Raw genomic sequence first — 13,687 nt, forward strand, 5'->3', positions numbered from 1 at the left:
CGGTCCGGTCCGCTCAGGGGGCGGCCAGCCGCTTCTCGAACCAGTGGCCGGCGTAGACGTTGTCGTCGTACCGCGGGATGTCCGTGTATCCGCACGCCCGGTACATCGCCTGCGCCTCGGTGAGCGTGGCGTGGGTGTCCAGGCGTACGACGGTCAGGTCGCGGGCGGCCGCCTCCTGTTCGAGCGTGGCGAGCAGGCGGCGGGCGAGGCCGAGGCGGCGGGCGGCGGGGTGCACCCAGACGTGGCGGATCTCGCCGACGCCGGGCTCCAGGCGCCGCAGCGCGCCACAGCCCACCGGGCGGCCCTCCTCGTAGGCCACGAAGAACGCGCCGGCCTCGCCGGACACCTCCTGCGGCCGTACCAGGGCGTCCTTGTCGAACCCTTCGGGGAACCGCTCGTTGATGTCGGTCGCGTAGGCGTCCAGGCAGGCGCGGGCGTCCGGGGCGGCGCCGTCGACGAGGCGGACGGTGATGCCCGCGAGGCGCAGCAGGCGGTGCGCGGTGGCCATGGCCCCGGTCAGCTCGGCGCGCTGGGGTTCGCTGAGGCCGTCGAGCAGGTCGTTCACGACGGCGTCCGCCCGCCGGTTCTGCTCCTCGACCTCCGTCCGCCCGGCGGGGGTCAGCTCGATCACGCGCAGCCGGCTGTCCTGCGGGTGGGTGCTCAGCCGGACCATGCCCTGGGCCTGGAGCGACTTGGCCATCCGGCTCAGATACCCGGCGTCCAGGCCGAGCCGGCTCCTGAGCTCGCGCAGCGACGCCCCGTCCCCGACCTCGAACAACACCCGCGCCTCGCCGAGCGGACGGTCCTGGCCGAGGTAGTGGTCGTCCAGCGCGCCGATCCGGCGCGTGAAGTAGCGGTTGAAGCGGCGAAAGGCCGCCACGTTCTCCACCGACACTGGCTCCATATTTATTTGACTGTAGTCAAAGGACTGGTTCGGGTCCAGTGAGGTCGACACCCTCATCGGCTCGCTGGAGCGGCAACGCAGGACTTTCGCCTGGAAGTGCGAGGGGCTGGACGCCGCCGGTCTCGGGGCGCGGCTCGCGCCGTCCGCGCTCACGCTCGGTGGGCTGCTCAAGCACCTGGCCCTCGTCGAGGACGAGTACCTCACCCGGCGCCTGCTCGGGGTCGCGCCGCCCCCGCCGTGGGACGCGGTGGACTGGGACGCCGACCCCGACTGGGAGTGGCGGTCGGCCGCGGAGGACACTCCCGAGCAGCTCTGCGCGCTGTGGCAGGGGTCCGTAGCCCGCTCGCGGGCCAATCTTCGGCAGGTGCTGTCCGGCGGAGGCCCGGATCGGCCCGTCCGGCTCACCTGGCCCGACGGCCGGGCGGCCAGGTGGGTGAGGACCCGCCGGCCGACTTCCCGAGCCCCTGATCGTCTCGCGATCCACCGTGTTCCGTCCGGTTTGTCCCTATGTTCAGTGACACGGCCCACTTTCGGCCGTGGATCGCGCATGCATCCGCGCGGCGTGGGCATGCGCACTCGGTCCCATGAGTGACACATGTGTGACACAGGGGCTCTGAACAGGAACGGAAGGCATCACCGATCATGGCGGACAGTACGGAACTCAAGGCGCGCGGCACCATCCACGTGGGAGGGGAATGGCGCGCGGCCGTCTCCGGGGCGACGCGCGAGATCCTCGACCCCGCGGACGCCACGCCGTTCGCCGTGGTCGCGGAGGGTGACGAGAAGGACACCGATCTGGCCGTGGCGGCCGCGCACCGCGCCTTCGACGGCGGCCAGGGGGAGTGGCCGTGTACACCCGTCGCCGAGCGCGCCGCCCTGCTGCGCCGCGTCGCCGACCTGCTCATGCGCGACCGTGAGCCGCTCGGCCTGCTGGAGAGCCGTGACGCCGGCAAGACCGTCGAGGAGGGCCGGGTCGACATCGACTGTGTCGCCGACGCCTTCCGCTACTTCGCCGACCTCGTCGCCGCCGAGGCCCCGGGCCGGGTCGTCGACGCGGGGTCCACCGAGATCCACAGCGTCGTCGTCCATGAGCCCGTCGGCGTCTGCGCGCTGATCACGCCCTGGAACTACCCCCTGCTCCAGGCGAGCTGGAAGATCGCGCCCGCGCTCGCCGCCGGGAACACCTTCGTCGTCAAGCCCAGCGAGATCACCCCGCTGACGACCGTCGCGCTGATCGAGCTGCTGGTCGAGGCCGGGCTGCCCGCCGGGGTCGCCAACATCGTCACCGGCCCCGGCCACTCCGTCGGCGCCCGCCTGGCCGAGCACCCCGACGTCGACCTCGTCTCCTTCACCGGCGGCCTGGTCAGCGGCACCAAGGTGGCCCAGGCCGCCGCGCCCACCGTCAAGAAGGTTGCCCTCGAACTCGGCGGCAAGAACCCCAACGTCGTCTTCGCCGACGCCTGCGCCACCGACGAGGCCTTCGACACCGCCGTCGACCAGGCCCTCAACGCCGCGTTCATCCACAGCGGCCAGGTCTGCTCGGCGGGCGGCCGCCTGATCATCGAGGAGTCCGTGCGGGACCGCTTCGTCGCCGAGCTGGCGCGCCGGGCGGGCCGTATCCGCCTCGGCCGCGGCACCGAGGACGGCGTCGAGTGCGGGCCGCTCGTCTCCGAGCAGCAGCGCGCGAAGGTCGAGGCGTACGTCGAGTCCGCGCTCCAGGAGGGCGCGGTGCTGCGCTCCGGCGGCAGGCGCCCCGAGGCCGCCGACACCCGGCCCGCCACCGGCTACTTCTACGAGCCGACCGTCCTCGACCACTGCCACCGCGAGATGCGCGTCGTACGCGAGGAGGTCTTCGGGCCGGTCCTCACCGTCGAGACCTTCCGTACCGAGGACGAGGCGATCGCCCTCGCCAACGACACCGAGTACGGCCTCGCCGGCGCCGTCTGGACCGCCGACGCGGGACGCGCCCGCCGGGTCGCGGGCCGACTGCGGCACGGCACCGTCTGGATCAACGACTTCCACCCCTACCTCCCGCAGGCGGAGTGGGGCGGCTTCGGCAAGAGCGGCGTGGGCCGCGAACTCGGCCCCGCCGGACTCGCCGAGTACCGCGAGGCCAAGCACGTCTACCAGAACCTCGAGCCGAAGCCCGTCCGCTGGTTCTCCGGCTGACCCGGCCCGCACCTCCCCCTCCCCCCTCTCCCCCCTCGCAAGACCCCCTGGAGTACCCCTTACATGTCCCAGAACACCCCCGTGTACGACTACGTCGTCATCGGCGGCGGCACCGCGGGCTCCGTCATCGCCTCCCGGCTGACGGAGAACCCCGACGTCACCGTCGCCGTCATCGAGGGCGGCCCCACCGACATCGACCGCGAGGACGTCCTCACCCTGCGCCGCTGGCTGGGCCTGCTCGGCGGCGACCTCGACTACGAGTACACGACCGTCGAGCAGCCGAACGGCAACTCCCACATCCTGCACAGCCGCGCCAAGGTGCTCGGCGGCTGCTCCTCGCACAACACCCTGATCTCCTTCAAGCCGCTGCCCGCCGACTGGGACGAGTGGGAGGCCGCGGGCGCCACCGGCTGGGGTGCCGTGCCGATGGAGGCCTACTACGCGCGGCTGCGCAACAACATCGTGCGCGTGGCCGACAAGGACCAGAACGCCATCGCCAAGGACTGGATCGAGGCGACCAAGGCCGCCACCGGCGTCCCCGAGGTGACCGGCTTCAACGACAAGCCCTTCCAAGAGGGCGTCGGCTTCCTCGACCTCGCCTACCACCCCGAGAACAACAAGCGTTCCTCGGCCTCCGTCGCCTACCTCCACCCCCACATGGAGGCCGGCGACCGCCCGAACCTGACGCTGCTCCTGGAGACCTGGGCGTACAAGCTGGAACTGGACGGCACCCGCGCCACCGGTGTCCGCGTCCGCACCAAGGACGGCGAGGAGCAGCTCATCAGCGCGCGCCGTGAGGTCGTCGTCTGCGCCGGCGCCATCGACTCGCCGCGGCTGCTGCTGCTCTCCGGCATCGGCCCGAAGAAGGACCTCGAGGAGCTGGGCATCGAGGTCGTGCACGACCTGCCGGGTGTCGGCGAGAACCTCCAGGACCACCCCGAGTCGGTGATCGTGTGGGAGACCAACCGGCCGCTGCCGGAGAACTCCGCGATGGACTCCGACGCCGCGCTGTTCGTGCGCCGGGACGCCGGGCAGGACCTGCCCGACCTGATGTTCCACTTCTACCAGATCCCCTTCACCGACAACCCCGAGCGGCTGGGCTACGAACGCCCCGCGCACGGCGTGTCGATGACGCCGAACATCCCCAAGTCCCGTGCCCGCGGCCGCCTTTATCTGAAGAGCGCCGACCCGGACGAGAAGCCGGCCCTCGACTTCCGCTACTTCACCGACGAGGATGGCTACGACGCGCAGACCCTCGTCGACGGCGTGAAGATCGCCCGCGAGATCGCCAGGACCGAGCCGTTCGCGGGCTGGCTGAAGCGGGAGGTCTTCCCCGGGCCCGACGTCACCGACGACGAACGGCTCAGCGAGCTGCTGCGCAAGGCGCACCACACCGTGTACCACCCGGCGGGAACCTGCCGGATGGGTGCCGCCGATGATGAACTCGCCGTCGTGGACCCGGAGTTGAGGATTCGCGGTCTGGATGGCATCCGAGTCGTCGATGCCTCGGTGTTTCCGACCATGACCTCCGTGAACCCGATGATCGGCGTGCTGATGGTCGGGGAGAAGGCGGCTGAACTGCTGGCCGACACCAGTGAAGGGAACCTGGCCTGATGAGCGGCATACCCATGTCAAAGAAGTCCGCCCCCGATGCGGAGACCGAGGCTGTGGACTCGGCGGGGCAGCCGCCCGTCTTCGGCGTGCGCAACCTGTGGAAGGTCTTCGGCCCGAACGCCGACCGCATACCCGGCGACCCCGCCACCGCGGGGCTGTCCCAGTCCGAGCTGCGCTCCCGCACCGGCTGCACCGCGGCCGTCCGGGACGTCTCCTTCGACGTGCGCAAGGGCGAGGTCTTCGTCGTGATGGGCCTGTCCGGCTCCGGCAAGTCCACCCTCGTGCGCTGTCTGACCCGGCTCATCGAGCCGACCTCCGGCACGCTGGAGATCGACGGCGAGGACGTCCTCGCCATGGACAAGAACCGGCTGCGCGAGCTGCGCCGGCACCGCGCCGCCATGGTGTTCCAGCACTTCGGCCTGCTGCCGCACCGCTCCGTCCTGGACAACGTCGCCTACGGCCTGGAGATCCAGGGCATGCCCAAGGACCAGCGGCGCGCCCGGGCCGCCGAGATGGTCGCCAAGGTCGGCCTCGACGGCCTGGAGCAGCGCCGGCCCGGCCAGCTCTCCGGCGGCCAGCAGCAGCGCGTGGGCCTGGCCCGGGCGCTGGCCTCCGACCCCGAGGTGCTGCTCTTCGACGAGCCGTTCAGCGCGCTCGACCCGCTGATCCGGCGGGACATGCAGGAGGAGGTCGTCCGACTGCACCACGAGGAGGGCCGCACCATGGTCTTCATCACCCACGACCTCAGCGAGGCCCTGCGCGTCGGCGACCGCATCGCGCTGATGCGGGACGGCGAGATCGTGCAGCTCGGCACCCCCGAGCAGATCGTCGGCTCGCCCGCCGACGACTACGTCCGCGACTTCGTCCGGGACGTGCCGCGCGAGCAGGTCATGACCGTGCGCACCGCCATGAACCCCGGCGACTGCGGCGGCTCCGAGCACCCCGGCGCCCTCGCCCCCGACACGGTGGTGTCCGACGCCATCGAGACCGTCGCCCGCACCGGCAGGGCCGCCTGTGTGACACAGGACGGCGACTGCCTGGGCCAGGTCGACCACGCGGCGCTGCTGCGGGTCGTGGCCGGGCTGGACCGCGAGGAGGTGGCCGCGTGATACGCACTCACGTCAACACGGCGGGCGACTCCCATACCCGGGGGTGGGCCGCATGAGCGCCGTCGTCACCCCCGCCCCGCCGCCGACGCCGGTCGAACCGGCCGAGGAAGCCGTCCTGGACCAGCCACGCTCGCGGCTGCGCCACCCGGTCCTGCGCCGCCTGCTGCCGCTGGGCGTCGCGGCCGTCGTCCTCGTACCGCTGGCCGCCATCCTGTGGGGCAGCGGGGCCTGGCCGTCGGATCTGACCGTCGACGTCAAGACACCCCTGGACGACGCCTACACCTGGGTCGTCAACAACCGGGACACCAACCCGGTCTTCCTCTACTTCCTGCTGCACCTGAGCAACTGGTCCGACTCCTCGGTGACCTGGCTGACCGACCTGCTGGAGACCATCGGCTGGTTCCCGGTGATCGTGGCCGCCGTGCTGCTGTCCTGGCGGGTCGGCGGCCTGCGCGACAAGCGCGGGCTGAAGCTTGCGCTTGTGACACTCGCCGCCTTCGCGGTGTGCGGCGTGCTCGGCATGTGGCAGGCCACCATGGAGACCCTCGCCCTGATGGCGGTCGCGGTCGCCGTCTCCGCCGTGATCGGCGCCCTGCTGGGCCTGTGCGCCGGTCTGTCGGACCGCTTCGAGCGCATCCTGCGACCGGTCCTGGACACCATGCAGATCATGCCGGCGTTCGCGTATCTGCTGCCGCTGGTGCTGCTGTTCGACATCGGCGTACCGTCCGCGCTGATCGCGACGATCATCTACGCGGCCCCGCCGATGGCCCGGCTGACCTCGCTCGGCCTGCGCGGCGCCGACCCGTCCGTCATGGAGGCCGCGACGTCGCTGGGCACGAGCCCGGTGCAGCGGTTGCTGACCGCCCGGCTGCCGCTGGCCCGCAAGGAGATCCTGCTCGGCCTGAACCAGACGATCATGATGGCGCTGTCGATGGTCACCATCGCCTCCGTGATCGGCGCCGGCGGCCTCGGCGAGGAGGTCTTCCGCGCACTGTCCACCGTCGACGTCGGCGGGGCGCTCGCCGCGGGCATCCCGATCGTGCTGCTGGCCATCTGGCTGGACCGCGTGACCTCCGCCGCCGGTGAACGCCTCGGCGAGGGCGCGGCCCCGGCCGGTCCCGCCCTGCTGCACGGCTGGCGGGCCTGGATCCTGACGGCCGTCTCGGGCGTCGTACTGAGCGCCGTCGGGTGGCTGCTGCTGATCGCCGAGTGGCCCGAGGCCTGGGAAGTGGACATCGCCCCGCCCGTCAACGACGCCGTGGACTGGTTCACCAGTCACCTGGCCGAGGGCGTACCCGTGCTGGGCGGCACCCGCACCTGGGCGGACGGCTTCACCACCTGGGCGCTCAACCCGCTCCGGGACGGACTGACCGCGCTGCCGTGGTGGCTGCTGGTGCTGCTGGCGGCCGCCTTCGCCCTGCTCGCGGGCGGCTGGGGCGCGATGTGCACGGCGGCCGTGGCGATGGCCGGCGTCGGCGTCATCGGTGTGTGGGGTCACTCCCTGGACACCCTGTCCCAGGCGATCGCGGGCGTCGTCGTCACGCTCGTGCTCGGGTTCCTGATCGGCGTGGCGGCGGCCCGGGTGCCGCTGCTGGAACGCCTGCTGCGCCCGGTCCTGGACACCATGCAGACCCTGCCGCAGTTCATCTACCTGATCCCGGTGGTGGCCCTGTTCAACGTGGGCCGGGCCGCCGCCGTCGCCGCGGCCGTGCTGTACGCGTTGCCCGCCGTCGTCCGGATCACCGTGCAGGGCCTGAAGCAGGTCGACGCCGCGACGCTGGAGGCGGCCCGCTCCATGGGCGCGTCCACCTTCCAGCAGATCCGCCAGGTGCAGGTGCCGCTGGCCCGGCCCGCACTGATGCTCGCGCTCAACCAGGGCGTGGTGCTGGTGCTGGCCATGGTCATCGTCGGCGGTTTCGTCGGCTCCGGCGCGCTCGGCTACGACGTCGTCTACGGCCTGCAGAAGAGCGAGCTCGGCACCGGCCTGACCGCGGGTGTCGCGATCGTGCTGCTGGGCCTGGTCCTGGACCGCACCACGCAGCGCCCGGCCCAGCGGACCGGCAGGCACTAGCCCGCACCCAGTCCCCCCTCCGTCCCGTCCCAAACGAAAGACACGCTCACATGAAGAACATCATGAAGAACAGAAAGCACCTCCTGCGCGCCGCCACCGCCACCGCCGTCGTCCTCGGCGTCACCGGCCTGAGCGCGTGCGGTGCCGCCAAGACCGACTCCCCCTCGTCCTCGGGTGGCTCCGACTCGGTCACCATCGCCGTACCGTCGTGGGTGGGCGCGGAGGCCAACGCGGCCGTCGCCAAGTACATCCTCGAGAACGAGCTCGACATGAAGGTCAAGCTGACCCAGCTCGACGAGTCGGTCGCGTTCGACGCCCTCAACAGCGGCAAGGCCGACGCGCTCCTGGAGGACTGGGGCGGCGCGCCGAAGAAGGTCGAGCTGTACGTCGACAGCAAGAAGTCCGTCGTCCCGGGCGGCGACCTCGGCGTCACCGGCCACATCGGCTGGTTCATCCCGAAGTACCTGGCGGACCAGCACCCCGACATCACCGACTACAAGAACCTCAACAAGTACGCGGGCCTCTTCAGGACCGCCGAGAGCGGCGACAAGGGCCAGTTGCTGGAGGGTTCGCCGTCGTACACCACCAACGACGACGCGCTCATCAAGAACCTGAAGCTGGAGTTCAAGACGGTCTACGCCGGCTCCGAGGCCGCGCAGATCACCCAGATCAGGGAGAACTACAAGGCCAAGAAGCCGTTCATCAGCTACTGGTGGACGCCGCAGTGGCTCAACTCCCAGCTCGACCTGGTCGAGGTGAAGCTGCCCGAGTACAAGGAGGGCTGCGACGCCGACCCGAAGAAGGTCGCCTGCGGTTACGCCAACACGCCGCTGCAGAAGTACCTCAGCGCCGACTTCGCCAAGGACAACGAGAAGGCGGCCGCGTTCCTGAAGAACTTCAACTGGACCAACGACCAGCAGAACGAGGTCGCCGCGATGATCGCGGACAAGAAGATGGCCTCGGACAAGGCGGCCGAGGCCTGGGTCAAGGCCAACGAGGACGTCTGGAAGGCGTGGCTGCCGAAGTAGCCCACCCGACGACACCGACGCCGGGCGCCCCGCTGCGGGGCGCCCGGCGGTCCTTTCAGCCCAGGTCCGCGACGATCTCACGCAGCGCCCGCGTGGCACCGCGCTGAAGCTGCGGCCCGAACGTGATCCGGGTGGCCCCCAGTTCACCGAGTTCGGTGGGCGACGGGCCCCCGGCCACCGTGCCGTGCACATTGACCGGCCCCTGGATCCCGGACCGCAGCAGCGGCAGTACGTCGACGGGGGCGCCGATCGGATACACGCAGTCGGCGCCCGCGGCGACGTACAGCGCGGCCCGCTCGATGGCCTGTTCGGCGGCCTGCTTGGGATCGGTGTCGCCGACCTCGAAGGTGTCGATCCGCGCGTTGACGAAGAGCCGCCCGCCGGCGGCGTGCCGCACCTCGGCGAGCCAGTCGGCGTGCCGCTGCGGGTCCTTGAGGCGCCCGTCCTCGGAGTCCTCCAGGTTGCACCCCACGGCCCCCGTCTCCAGCAGCCGCTCCACCAACTCCCCGGGCGCCAGCCCGTACCCGCCCTCGAGGTCGGCCGACACCGGCACGTCGACCGCCCGTACGATCCGCGCGACCGCCGCGAACATCTCGTCGGCCGGGGTCTGCCCGTCCTCGTAACCGAGGGAGGCGGCGACGCCCGCGCTGGGCGTGGCGAGCGCGGGGAAGCCGGCCTCGACGAAGACACGGGCGCTCGCCGCGTCCCAGGGGCCGGGGAGGACGAGCGGATCCCCCGGGCAGCGGCGCCGATGGAGTGCACGGAAGACTTCGACTCTGCTCACGACGTATATCCCTCTGGTGGAACGCGCCGGGTGACCATCACCCGGTTCCAGTTGTTGATGGCGACGATCAGCGCGACGAGATGGGCGAGTCCGGCGTCGTCGAAGTGCGCGGCGGCCCGCTCGTACACCTCGTCGGGCACGAAGCCGTCGGTCAGGACGGTCACCGCCTCGGTCAGCGCGAGCGCGGCCCGCTCCCGCTCGTCGAAGACCTCTTCGGCTTCCTCCCAGGCGGCGAGCAGATCAAGCTGCCGCTCACCCACCCCATGCTCGCGGGCGATGGCGAGGTGCATGTCTAGGCAGAAGGCGCAGTGGTTGAGCTGCGAGGCCCGGATGACCACGAGCTCGGCGAGCGCGGGGTCGCCGAGCCCCCTCTTCGCGGCGGCGCTGAGCGCGGACAGGGCCCGGCCGGTCTCGCGGTCGAGCACCTGCGTACGGACCGTCACTCGAAGTCCCCCGGCTCGTAGTGCCCCGGCACCGCACGCGTGGTCACGCCGAACCGGTTCCACGCGTTGATCACCGCGATCGTGGCGATGAGCTGGGCCAGCTCTTCCTCGTCGAAGTGCGCGGCGGCCCGCTCGTACACCTCGTCGGGCACGAAGCCGTCCGTCAGGACGGTCACGGCCTCCGTCAGCTCGATCGCCGCGAGTTCCTTCTCCGTGTAGAAGTGCTTCGACTCCTCCCACGCGGCCAGCTGCACGATGCGCTGGACGCTCTCGCCGGCCGCGAGCGCGTCCTTGGTGTGCATGTCGAGGCAGAACGCGCAGTGGTTGACCGCCGACGCGCGCAGCCGCACGAGCTCCACCAGGGAGGGGTCCAGCCCCTGCTTGGCAGCCGCGTCGAGCCGGACCATCGCCTTGTAGACCTCGGGGGCGTGCTTGGCCCAGCGCATGCGGGCCGGCTGTTCGGGGGCGTACTCCGTACTCGTCGTACTCGTCGTACTCGTCGTACTCGTCGTCGTGTCGTTCATCGTGGTCATGCCCTCGACCCTAGGAGCCGGGCGGCCCAGGAGTATGGTCCATTTCCATGCCGAAACCTTGGGCCACTCTGGGCATCGACCTCCACCTGGAACCAGCCGGCCCGGGCCTGCGCCGCGGTCTGACCGACGCCCTGCGCGAGGCGGTCCGCACCGGGCGCCTGGCCCCCGGCACCCGCCTGCCCTCTTCCCGTTCCCTCGCCGCCGACCTCGGCATCGCCCGCAACACCGTCGCCGAGGCCTACGCCGACCTGATCGCCGAGGGCTGGCTCACCGCCCGGCAGGGCTCGGCCACCCGGGTGGCCGACCGCACCGTGATCCCGTCGACGCGCACCACCACCCCGCGCCGCCGCCCCGAACGCCCCCGCCCCACCTACGACCTGATCCCCGGCACCCCCGATCCAGGGGGTGTGTGGAAGTCCCGCACAGCACCCGCGGCGCCCGGCACGCACCCTCGCCGCACCGGTCAAAGGCCCAAGTAGCTCCGCTACGAGGGCCTTCGTCCGGCACGCCGAGGGCACGCACCGAACACCGCGGGCACCGCACGGGACTTCCACACACCCCCTGCCGCCTTCCCCCGCACGGAGTGGCTCAAGGCGGCCCGCCGCGCCCTGCTGGCCGCCCCCTACGACGCCCTCGGCTACGGCGACCCCCGCGGCCGCGTCGAACTGCGCACCGCCCTCGCCGGCTATCTCTCCCGGGCGAGGGGCGTGCGCGCCGACCCCGAACGCATCGTCGTCTGCGCCGGGTTCCTGCACGGCGCGCGGCTGCTGGGTGAGGTGCTGCGGGCGCGCGGGGCGACGACGGTGGCGGTGGAGTCGTACGGTCTGGACGCGCACTGGAGGCTGCTGCACCGGCGGGCGGGCCTGCGCACGGTCCCCCTTCCCTGCGACGAACTGGGCACGGACCCCGCAGCGTTGACGTCCGAGGCCGCGGTCCTGCTCACCCCCGCCCACCAGTTCCCGATGGGCGTCCCGCTGCACCGCGACCGCCGCGCGACGGTGGTGGACTGGGCGCGCCGCACCGGCGGACTGGTCCTGGAGGACGACTACGACGGCGAGTTCCGGTACGACCGCCAGCCCGTCGGCGCGCTCCAGGGCCTGGACCCCGACCGGGTCGTCCACCTGGGCACGGCGAGCAAGTCCCTCGCCCCCGGCCTGCGCCTGGCCTGGATGATGCTGCCGCCGGATGTGGTGGAGGAGGTGGTGACGGCCAAGGGCGGCGTGGACACCTGCGGGGTCCTGGACCAGTTGACGCTCGCCGAGTTCATCACATCGGGCGCCTACGACCGCCACGTCCGGGCGTCCCGGTCCCGCTACCGCCGTCGCCGCGACGCGCTGGTCTCCGCCCTGGCGAGCCGAGCCCCGGACGTACGCGTCACCGGCATCGCGGCGGGCCTGCACGCCGTCCTCCGCCTCCCGCCCGGCACGGAGCGGTCGGCGGTCCGGGCGGCGGCTTGGCACGGCCTGGCCGTCGACGGCCTCACCCCCCGCTACCGCCACCCAGACGCGGTCACCGAGCCGCTGGACGCCCTGGTCGTGGGGTACGGGACACCGCCGGATCACGCGTGGGCGGGGGCGCTGGACGCATTGTGCGCGGCATTGTCTTCATTGTGATTTCGCGATAACGGCCGCTGACCGTCTATTTCGTGGATAGAGTCGCCCCCATGAGCAACCGTGACTCCATATCCCGCGTAGCCCTGAAGAAAATCACCCCCGACGTCTCCGCATCGATGGGCTCCCTGCACGCCGCCGCCGTTTCGGCGGCGCAGGACGCCAAGGTCGAACCGGAAATTCTGGAACTGATCCGGATTCGCGCCTCGCAGATCAACGGCTGTGCGTTCTGCCTCGACATGCACACCAAGGACGCGCGGGCCCAGGGTGAGACCGAGCAGCGCATCTACGCGCTGAACGCCTGGCGGGAGACGCCCTTCTTCAGCGAACGGGAGCGTGCCGCGCTGGCGTTGACCGAGGCGGTGACCCTGGTGCACGACGGACGCGTCCCGGACGCCGTCTACGCCGAGGCCGCGTCCGTCTTCGACGAGGCTCAGGTCGCGGCGCTGATCTGGGCGGCCACCGTCATCAACGCGTACAACCGGATCGCCATTGCGACGCGTATGGCTCCGAAAAGCTGAGTACGGGCAGCGGTAATTGCGCCGGGTGGATTCAATTCCGCCCGGCGCTGTACCCGCTGATGGAGCTGATGAAATTCAGATTGATGGAATTCAGTCGGCCGGCAGCGGCATCATGACGTCGTCCAGCCATTTCCGCCACTCCGCCGCCCGCATTGCCGAGCCCGCCTTCATCGCACGCCCCGTCCATTCCGTCACCGGCCGGATCCCGTGCAGCGCGTTGACGAGCCACACCTCACGGCCGTCCAGCTCGGCGACGGTCCGTGCGCGGCGGTCGACCGGGATCCCGGACCGCCGGGCACGTTCCTCGATGAGCCCGACCGTCACCCCGGCCAGCACGGGCAGTCGTGCCGGGGGCAGGCACAGGGTGTCGTCCTCCCACCACAGCACGCTCGCGGTGGCCGCCTCCAACACCTCGCCGGAGGGCGCGACCAGCACCGCCTCCTGCGCACCGCCCTCGCCGGACGCCCGTCGGCGGACCTCGGCCAGGGCGTCCAGGTCCGGTCCCTTGCGGCGGGGGGCGCTGCGCGGATCGAGCTGACCCGTCGCCCACACCCGTATCTCGGCGGCGAGGGGCGGAGCGTGCCGTAGCAGCAGCCTCAAGTCGGCCGACTTCGACGCGAGTTCCACTCGGGGGAACCACTCACCCGTGCGCGGCAGTACGGCCGTCACGTCTCGCCAGAACTCCACGAGCCGGCGCGGCGGCGGCCCACCGCACTCGCCGCAGGCCCGCACGAAGCGCTCCCGGTGCCGGTCGAAGCCGCGCACCCGGCCGTCGCGCACCAGCCAGGAGTCCGCGACGAGCAGTCGTCCCCCGGCCTCGCCGCCGGGCGTCAGGCCCCGGCCGGACGTCCACGTCAACAGCCCCTCACGGACCGCCGGTCGAGTCACCATGCCGGCCCTC

At 71.6% G+C, this 13,687-nt stretch carries 12 protein-coding genes and 1 pseudogene; 8 read left to right on the forward strand and 5 right to left on the reverse strand.

Annotated features, from left to right (window positions below):
* Nucleotides 1–13 precede the first annotated feature (13 nt).
* Nucleotides 14–904, reverse strand: a complete 891-nt coding sequence (locus tag ACP4J3_RS00240; RefSeq protein ID WP_426529004.1) for a GNAT family N-acetyltransferase — start codon at nt 902–904, stop codon at nt 14–16.
* Nucleotides 905–968: 64 nt separating this feature from the next.
* On the opposite strand from ACP4J3_RS00240, the gene ACP4J3_RS00245 reads away from it, so the two are divergent.
* From ACP4J3_RS00245 to ACP4J3_RS00270, 6 genes are all read left to right on the forward strand, one after another.
* A complete protein-coding gene (locus ACP4J3_RS00245) occupies nt 969–1,496 on the forward strand; it encodes a DUF664 domain-containing protein (protein ID WP_426529752.1) in 528 nt (175 codons plus the stop codon).
* A 50-nt stretch (nt 1,497–1,546) separates the two neighbouring features.
* Nucleotides 1,547–3,073 (forward strand): aldehyde dehydrogenase family protein, encoded by a 1,527-nt coding sequence (locus tag ACP4J3_RS00250; protein WP_426529006.1) that lies wholly within the window; start codon nt 1,547–1,549, stop codon nt 3,071–3,073.
* 63 nt (nt 3,074–3,136) lie between these two features.
* On the forward strand, nt 3,137–4,687 hold the full coding sequence (locus tag ACP4J3_RS00255; protein ID WP_426529008.1) for a GMC family oxidoreductase: 1,551 nt from the start codon (nt 3,137–3,139) through the stop codon (nt 4,685–4,687).
* Nucleotides 4,688–4,701: 14 nt separating this feature from the next.
* A complete protein-coding gene (locus ACP4J3_RS00260) occupies nt 4,702–5,796 on the forward strand; it encodes a quaternary amine ABC transporter ATP-binding protein (RefSeq protein ID WP_426529754.1) in 1,095 nt (364 codons plus the stop codon).
* A gap of 52 nt (nt 5,797–5,848) precedes the next feature.
* The gene (locus ACP4J3_RS00265) at nt 5,849–7,867 is read left to right on the forward strand and encodes an ABC transporter permease (protein ID WP_426529010.1); all 2,019 of its coding nucleotides are present in this window, start codon (nt 5,849–5,851) and stop codon (nt 7,865–7,867) included.
* 62 nt (nt 7,868–7,929) lie between these two features.
* Complete coding sequence (locus ACP4J3_RS00270; RefSeq protein WP_426529012.1) at nt 7,930–8,895, forward strand: ABC transporter substrate-binding protein; 966 nt, start codon at nt 7,930–7,932, stop codon at nt 8,893–8,895.
* A gap of 55 nt (nt 8,896–8,950) precedes the next feature.
* Here the strand turns inward: ACP4J3_RS00270 and ACP4J3_RS00275 are convergent, their stop codons facing one another.
* The 3 genes from ACP4J3_RS00275 to ACP4J3_RS00285 are packed head-to-tail and all read right to left on the reverse strand — an operon-like array spanning nt 8,951 to nt 10,646.
* The gene (locus ACP4J3_RS00275; protein ID WP_426529014.1) at nt 8,951–9,679 is read right to left on the reverse strand and encodes an isocitrate lyase/PEP mutase family protein; all 729 of its coding nucleotides are present in this window, start codon (nt 9,677–9,679) and stop codon (nt 8,951–8,953) included.
* Nucleotides 9,676–10,122, reverse strand: coding sequence for a carboxymuconolactone decarboxylase family protein (locus ACP4J3_RS00280; protein ID WP_426529016.1), 447 nt, complete (start codon nt 10,120–10,122; stop codon nt 9,676–9,678). Before ACP4J3_RS00280 ends, ACP4J3_RS00275 begins: the two co-directional genes overlap by 4 nt.
* Nucleotides 10,119–10,646, reverse strand: coding sequence for a carboxymuconolactone decarboxylase family protein (locus ACP4J3_RS00285; RefSeq protein WP_426529756.1), 528 nt, complete (start codon nt 10,644–10,646; stop codon nt 10,119–10,121). The genes ACP4J3_RS00280 and ACP4J3_RS00285 overlap by 4 nt, the downstream gene beginning before the upstream one ends.
* A gap of 56 nt (nt 10,647–10,702) precedes the next feature.
* Between ACP4J3_RS00285 and ACP4J3_RS00290 the strand changes: the two are divergent.
* Nucleotides 10,703–12,268: pseudogene (locus ACP4J3_RS00290) on the forward strand (PLP-dependent aminotransferase family protein).
* 50 nt (nt 12,269–12,318) lie between these two features.
* Nucleotides 12,319–12,786 (forward strand): carboxymuconolactone decarboxylase family protein, encoded by a 468-nt coding sequence (locus tag ACP4J3_RS00295; protein ID WP_426529018.1) that lies wholly within the window; start codon nt 12,319–12,321, stop codon nt 12,784–12,786.
* A gap of 90 nt (nt 12,787–12,876) precedes the next feature.
* On the opposite strand, the gene ACP4J3_RS00300 is transcribed toward ACP4J3_RS00295, so the two are convergent.
* A complete protein-coding gene (locus ACP4J3_RS00300) occupies nt 12,877–13,677 on the reverse strand; it encodes an aminotransferase class IV (protein ID WP_426529020.1) in 801 nt (266 codons plus the stop codon).
* Nucleotides 13,678–13,687 lie beyond the last annotated feature (10 nt).

The sequence above is a fragment of the Streptomyces sp. UG1 genome, assembly GCF_049974585.1.
Lineage (GTDB): Bacteria > Actinomycetota > Actinomycetes > Streptomycetales > Streptomycetaceae > Streptomyces.

Excerpts from the sequence above, each read along its gene's own strand:
- ACP4J3_RS00240 (WP_426529004.1), bottom strand. The coding sequence starts at position 904 with ATGGAGCCAGTGTCGGTGGAGAACGTGGCGGCCTTTCGCCGCTTCAAC.
- ACP4J3_RS00250 (WP_426529006.1), top strand. The coding sequence starts at position 1,547 with ATGGCGGACAGTACGGAACTCAAGGCGCGCGGCACCATCCACGTGGGA.
- ACP4J3_RS00255 (WP_426529008.1), top strand. The coding sequence starts at position 3,137 with ATGTCCCAGAACACCCCCGTGTACGACTACGTCGTCATCGGCGGCGGC.
- ACP4J3_RS00260 (WP_426529754.1), top strand. The coding sequence starts at position 4,702 with ATGTCAAAGAAGTCCGCCCCCGATGCGGAGACCGAGGCTGTGGACTCG.
- ACP4J3_RS00265 (WP_426529010.1), top strand. The coding sequence starts at position 5,849 with ATGAGCGCCGTCGTCACCCCCGCCCCGCCGCCGACGCCGGTCGAACCG.
- ACP4J3_RS00270 (WP_426529012.1), top strand. The coding sequence starts at position 7,930 with ATGAAGAACAGAAAGCACCTCCTGCGCGCCGCCACCGCCACCGCCGTC.
- ACP4J3_RS00285 (WP_426529756.1), bottom strand. The coding sequence starts at position 10,646 with ATGAACGACACGACGACGAGTACGACGAGTACGACGAGTACGACGAGT.
- ACP4J3_RS00295 (WP_426529018.1), top strand. The coding sequence starts at position 12,319 with ATGAGCAACCGTGACTCCATATCCCGCGTAGCCCTGAAGAAAATCACC.
- ACP4J3_RS00300 (WP_426529020.1), bottom strand. The coding sequence starts at position 13,677 with ATGGTGACTCGACCGGCGGTCCGTGAGGGGCTGTTGACGTGGACGTCC.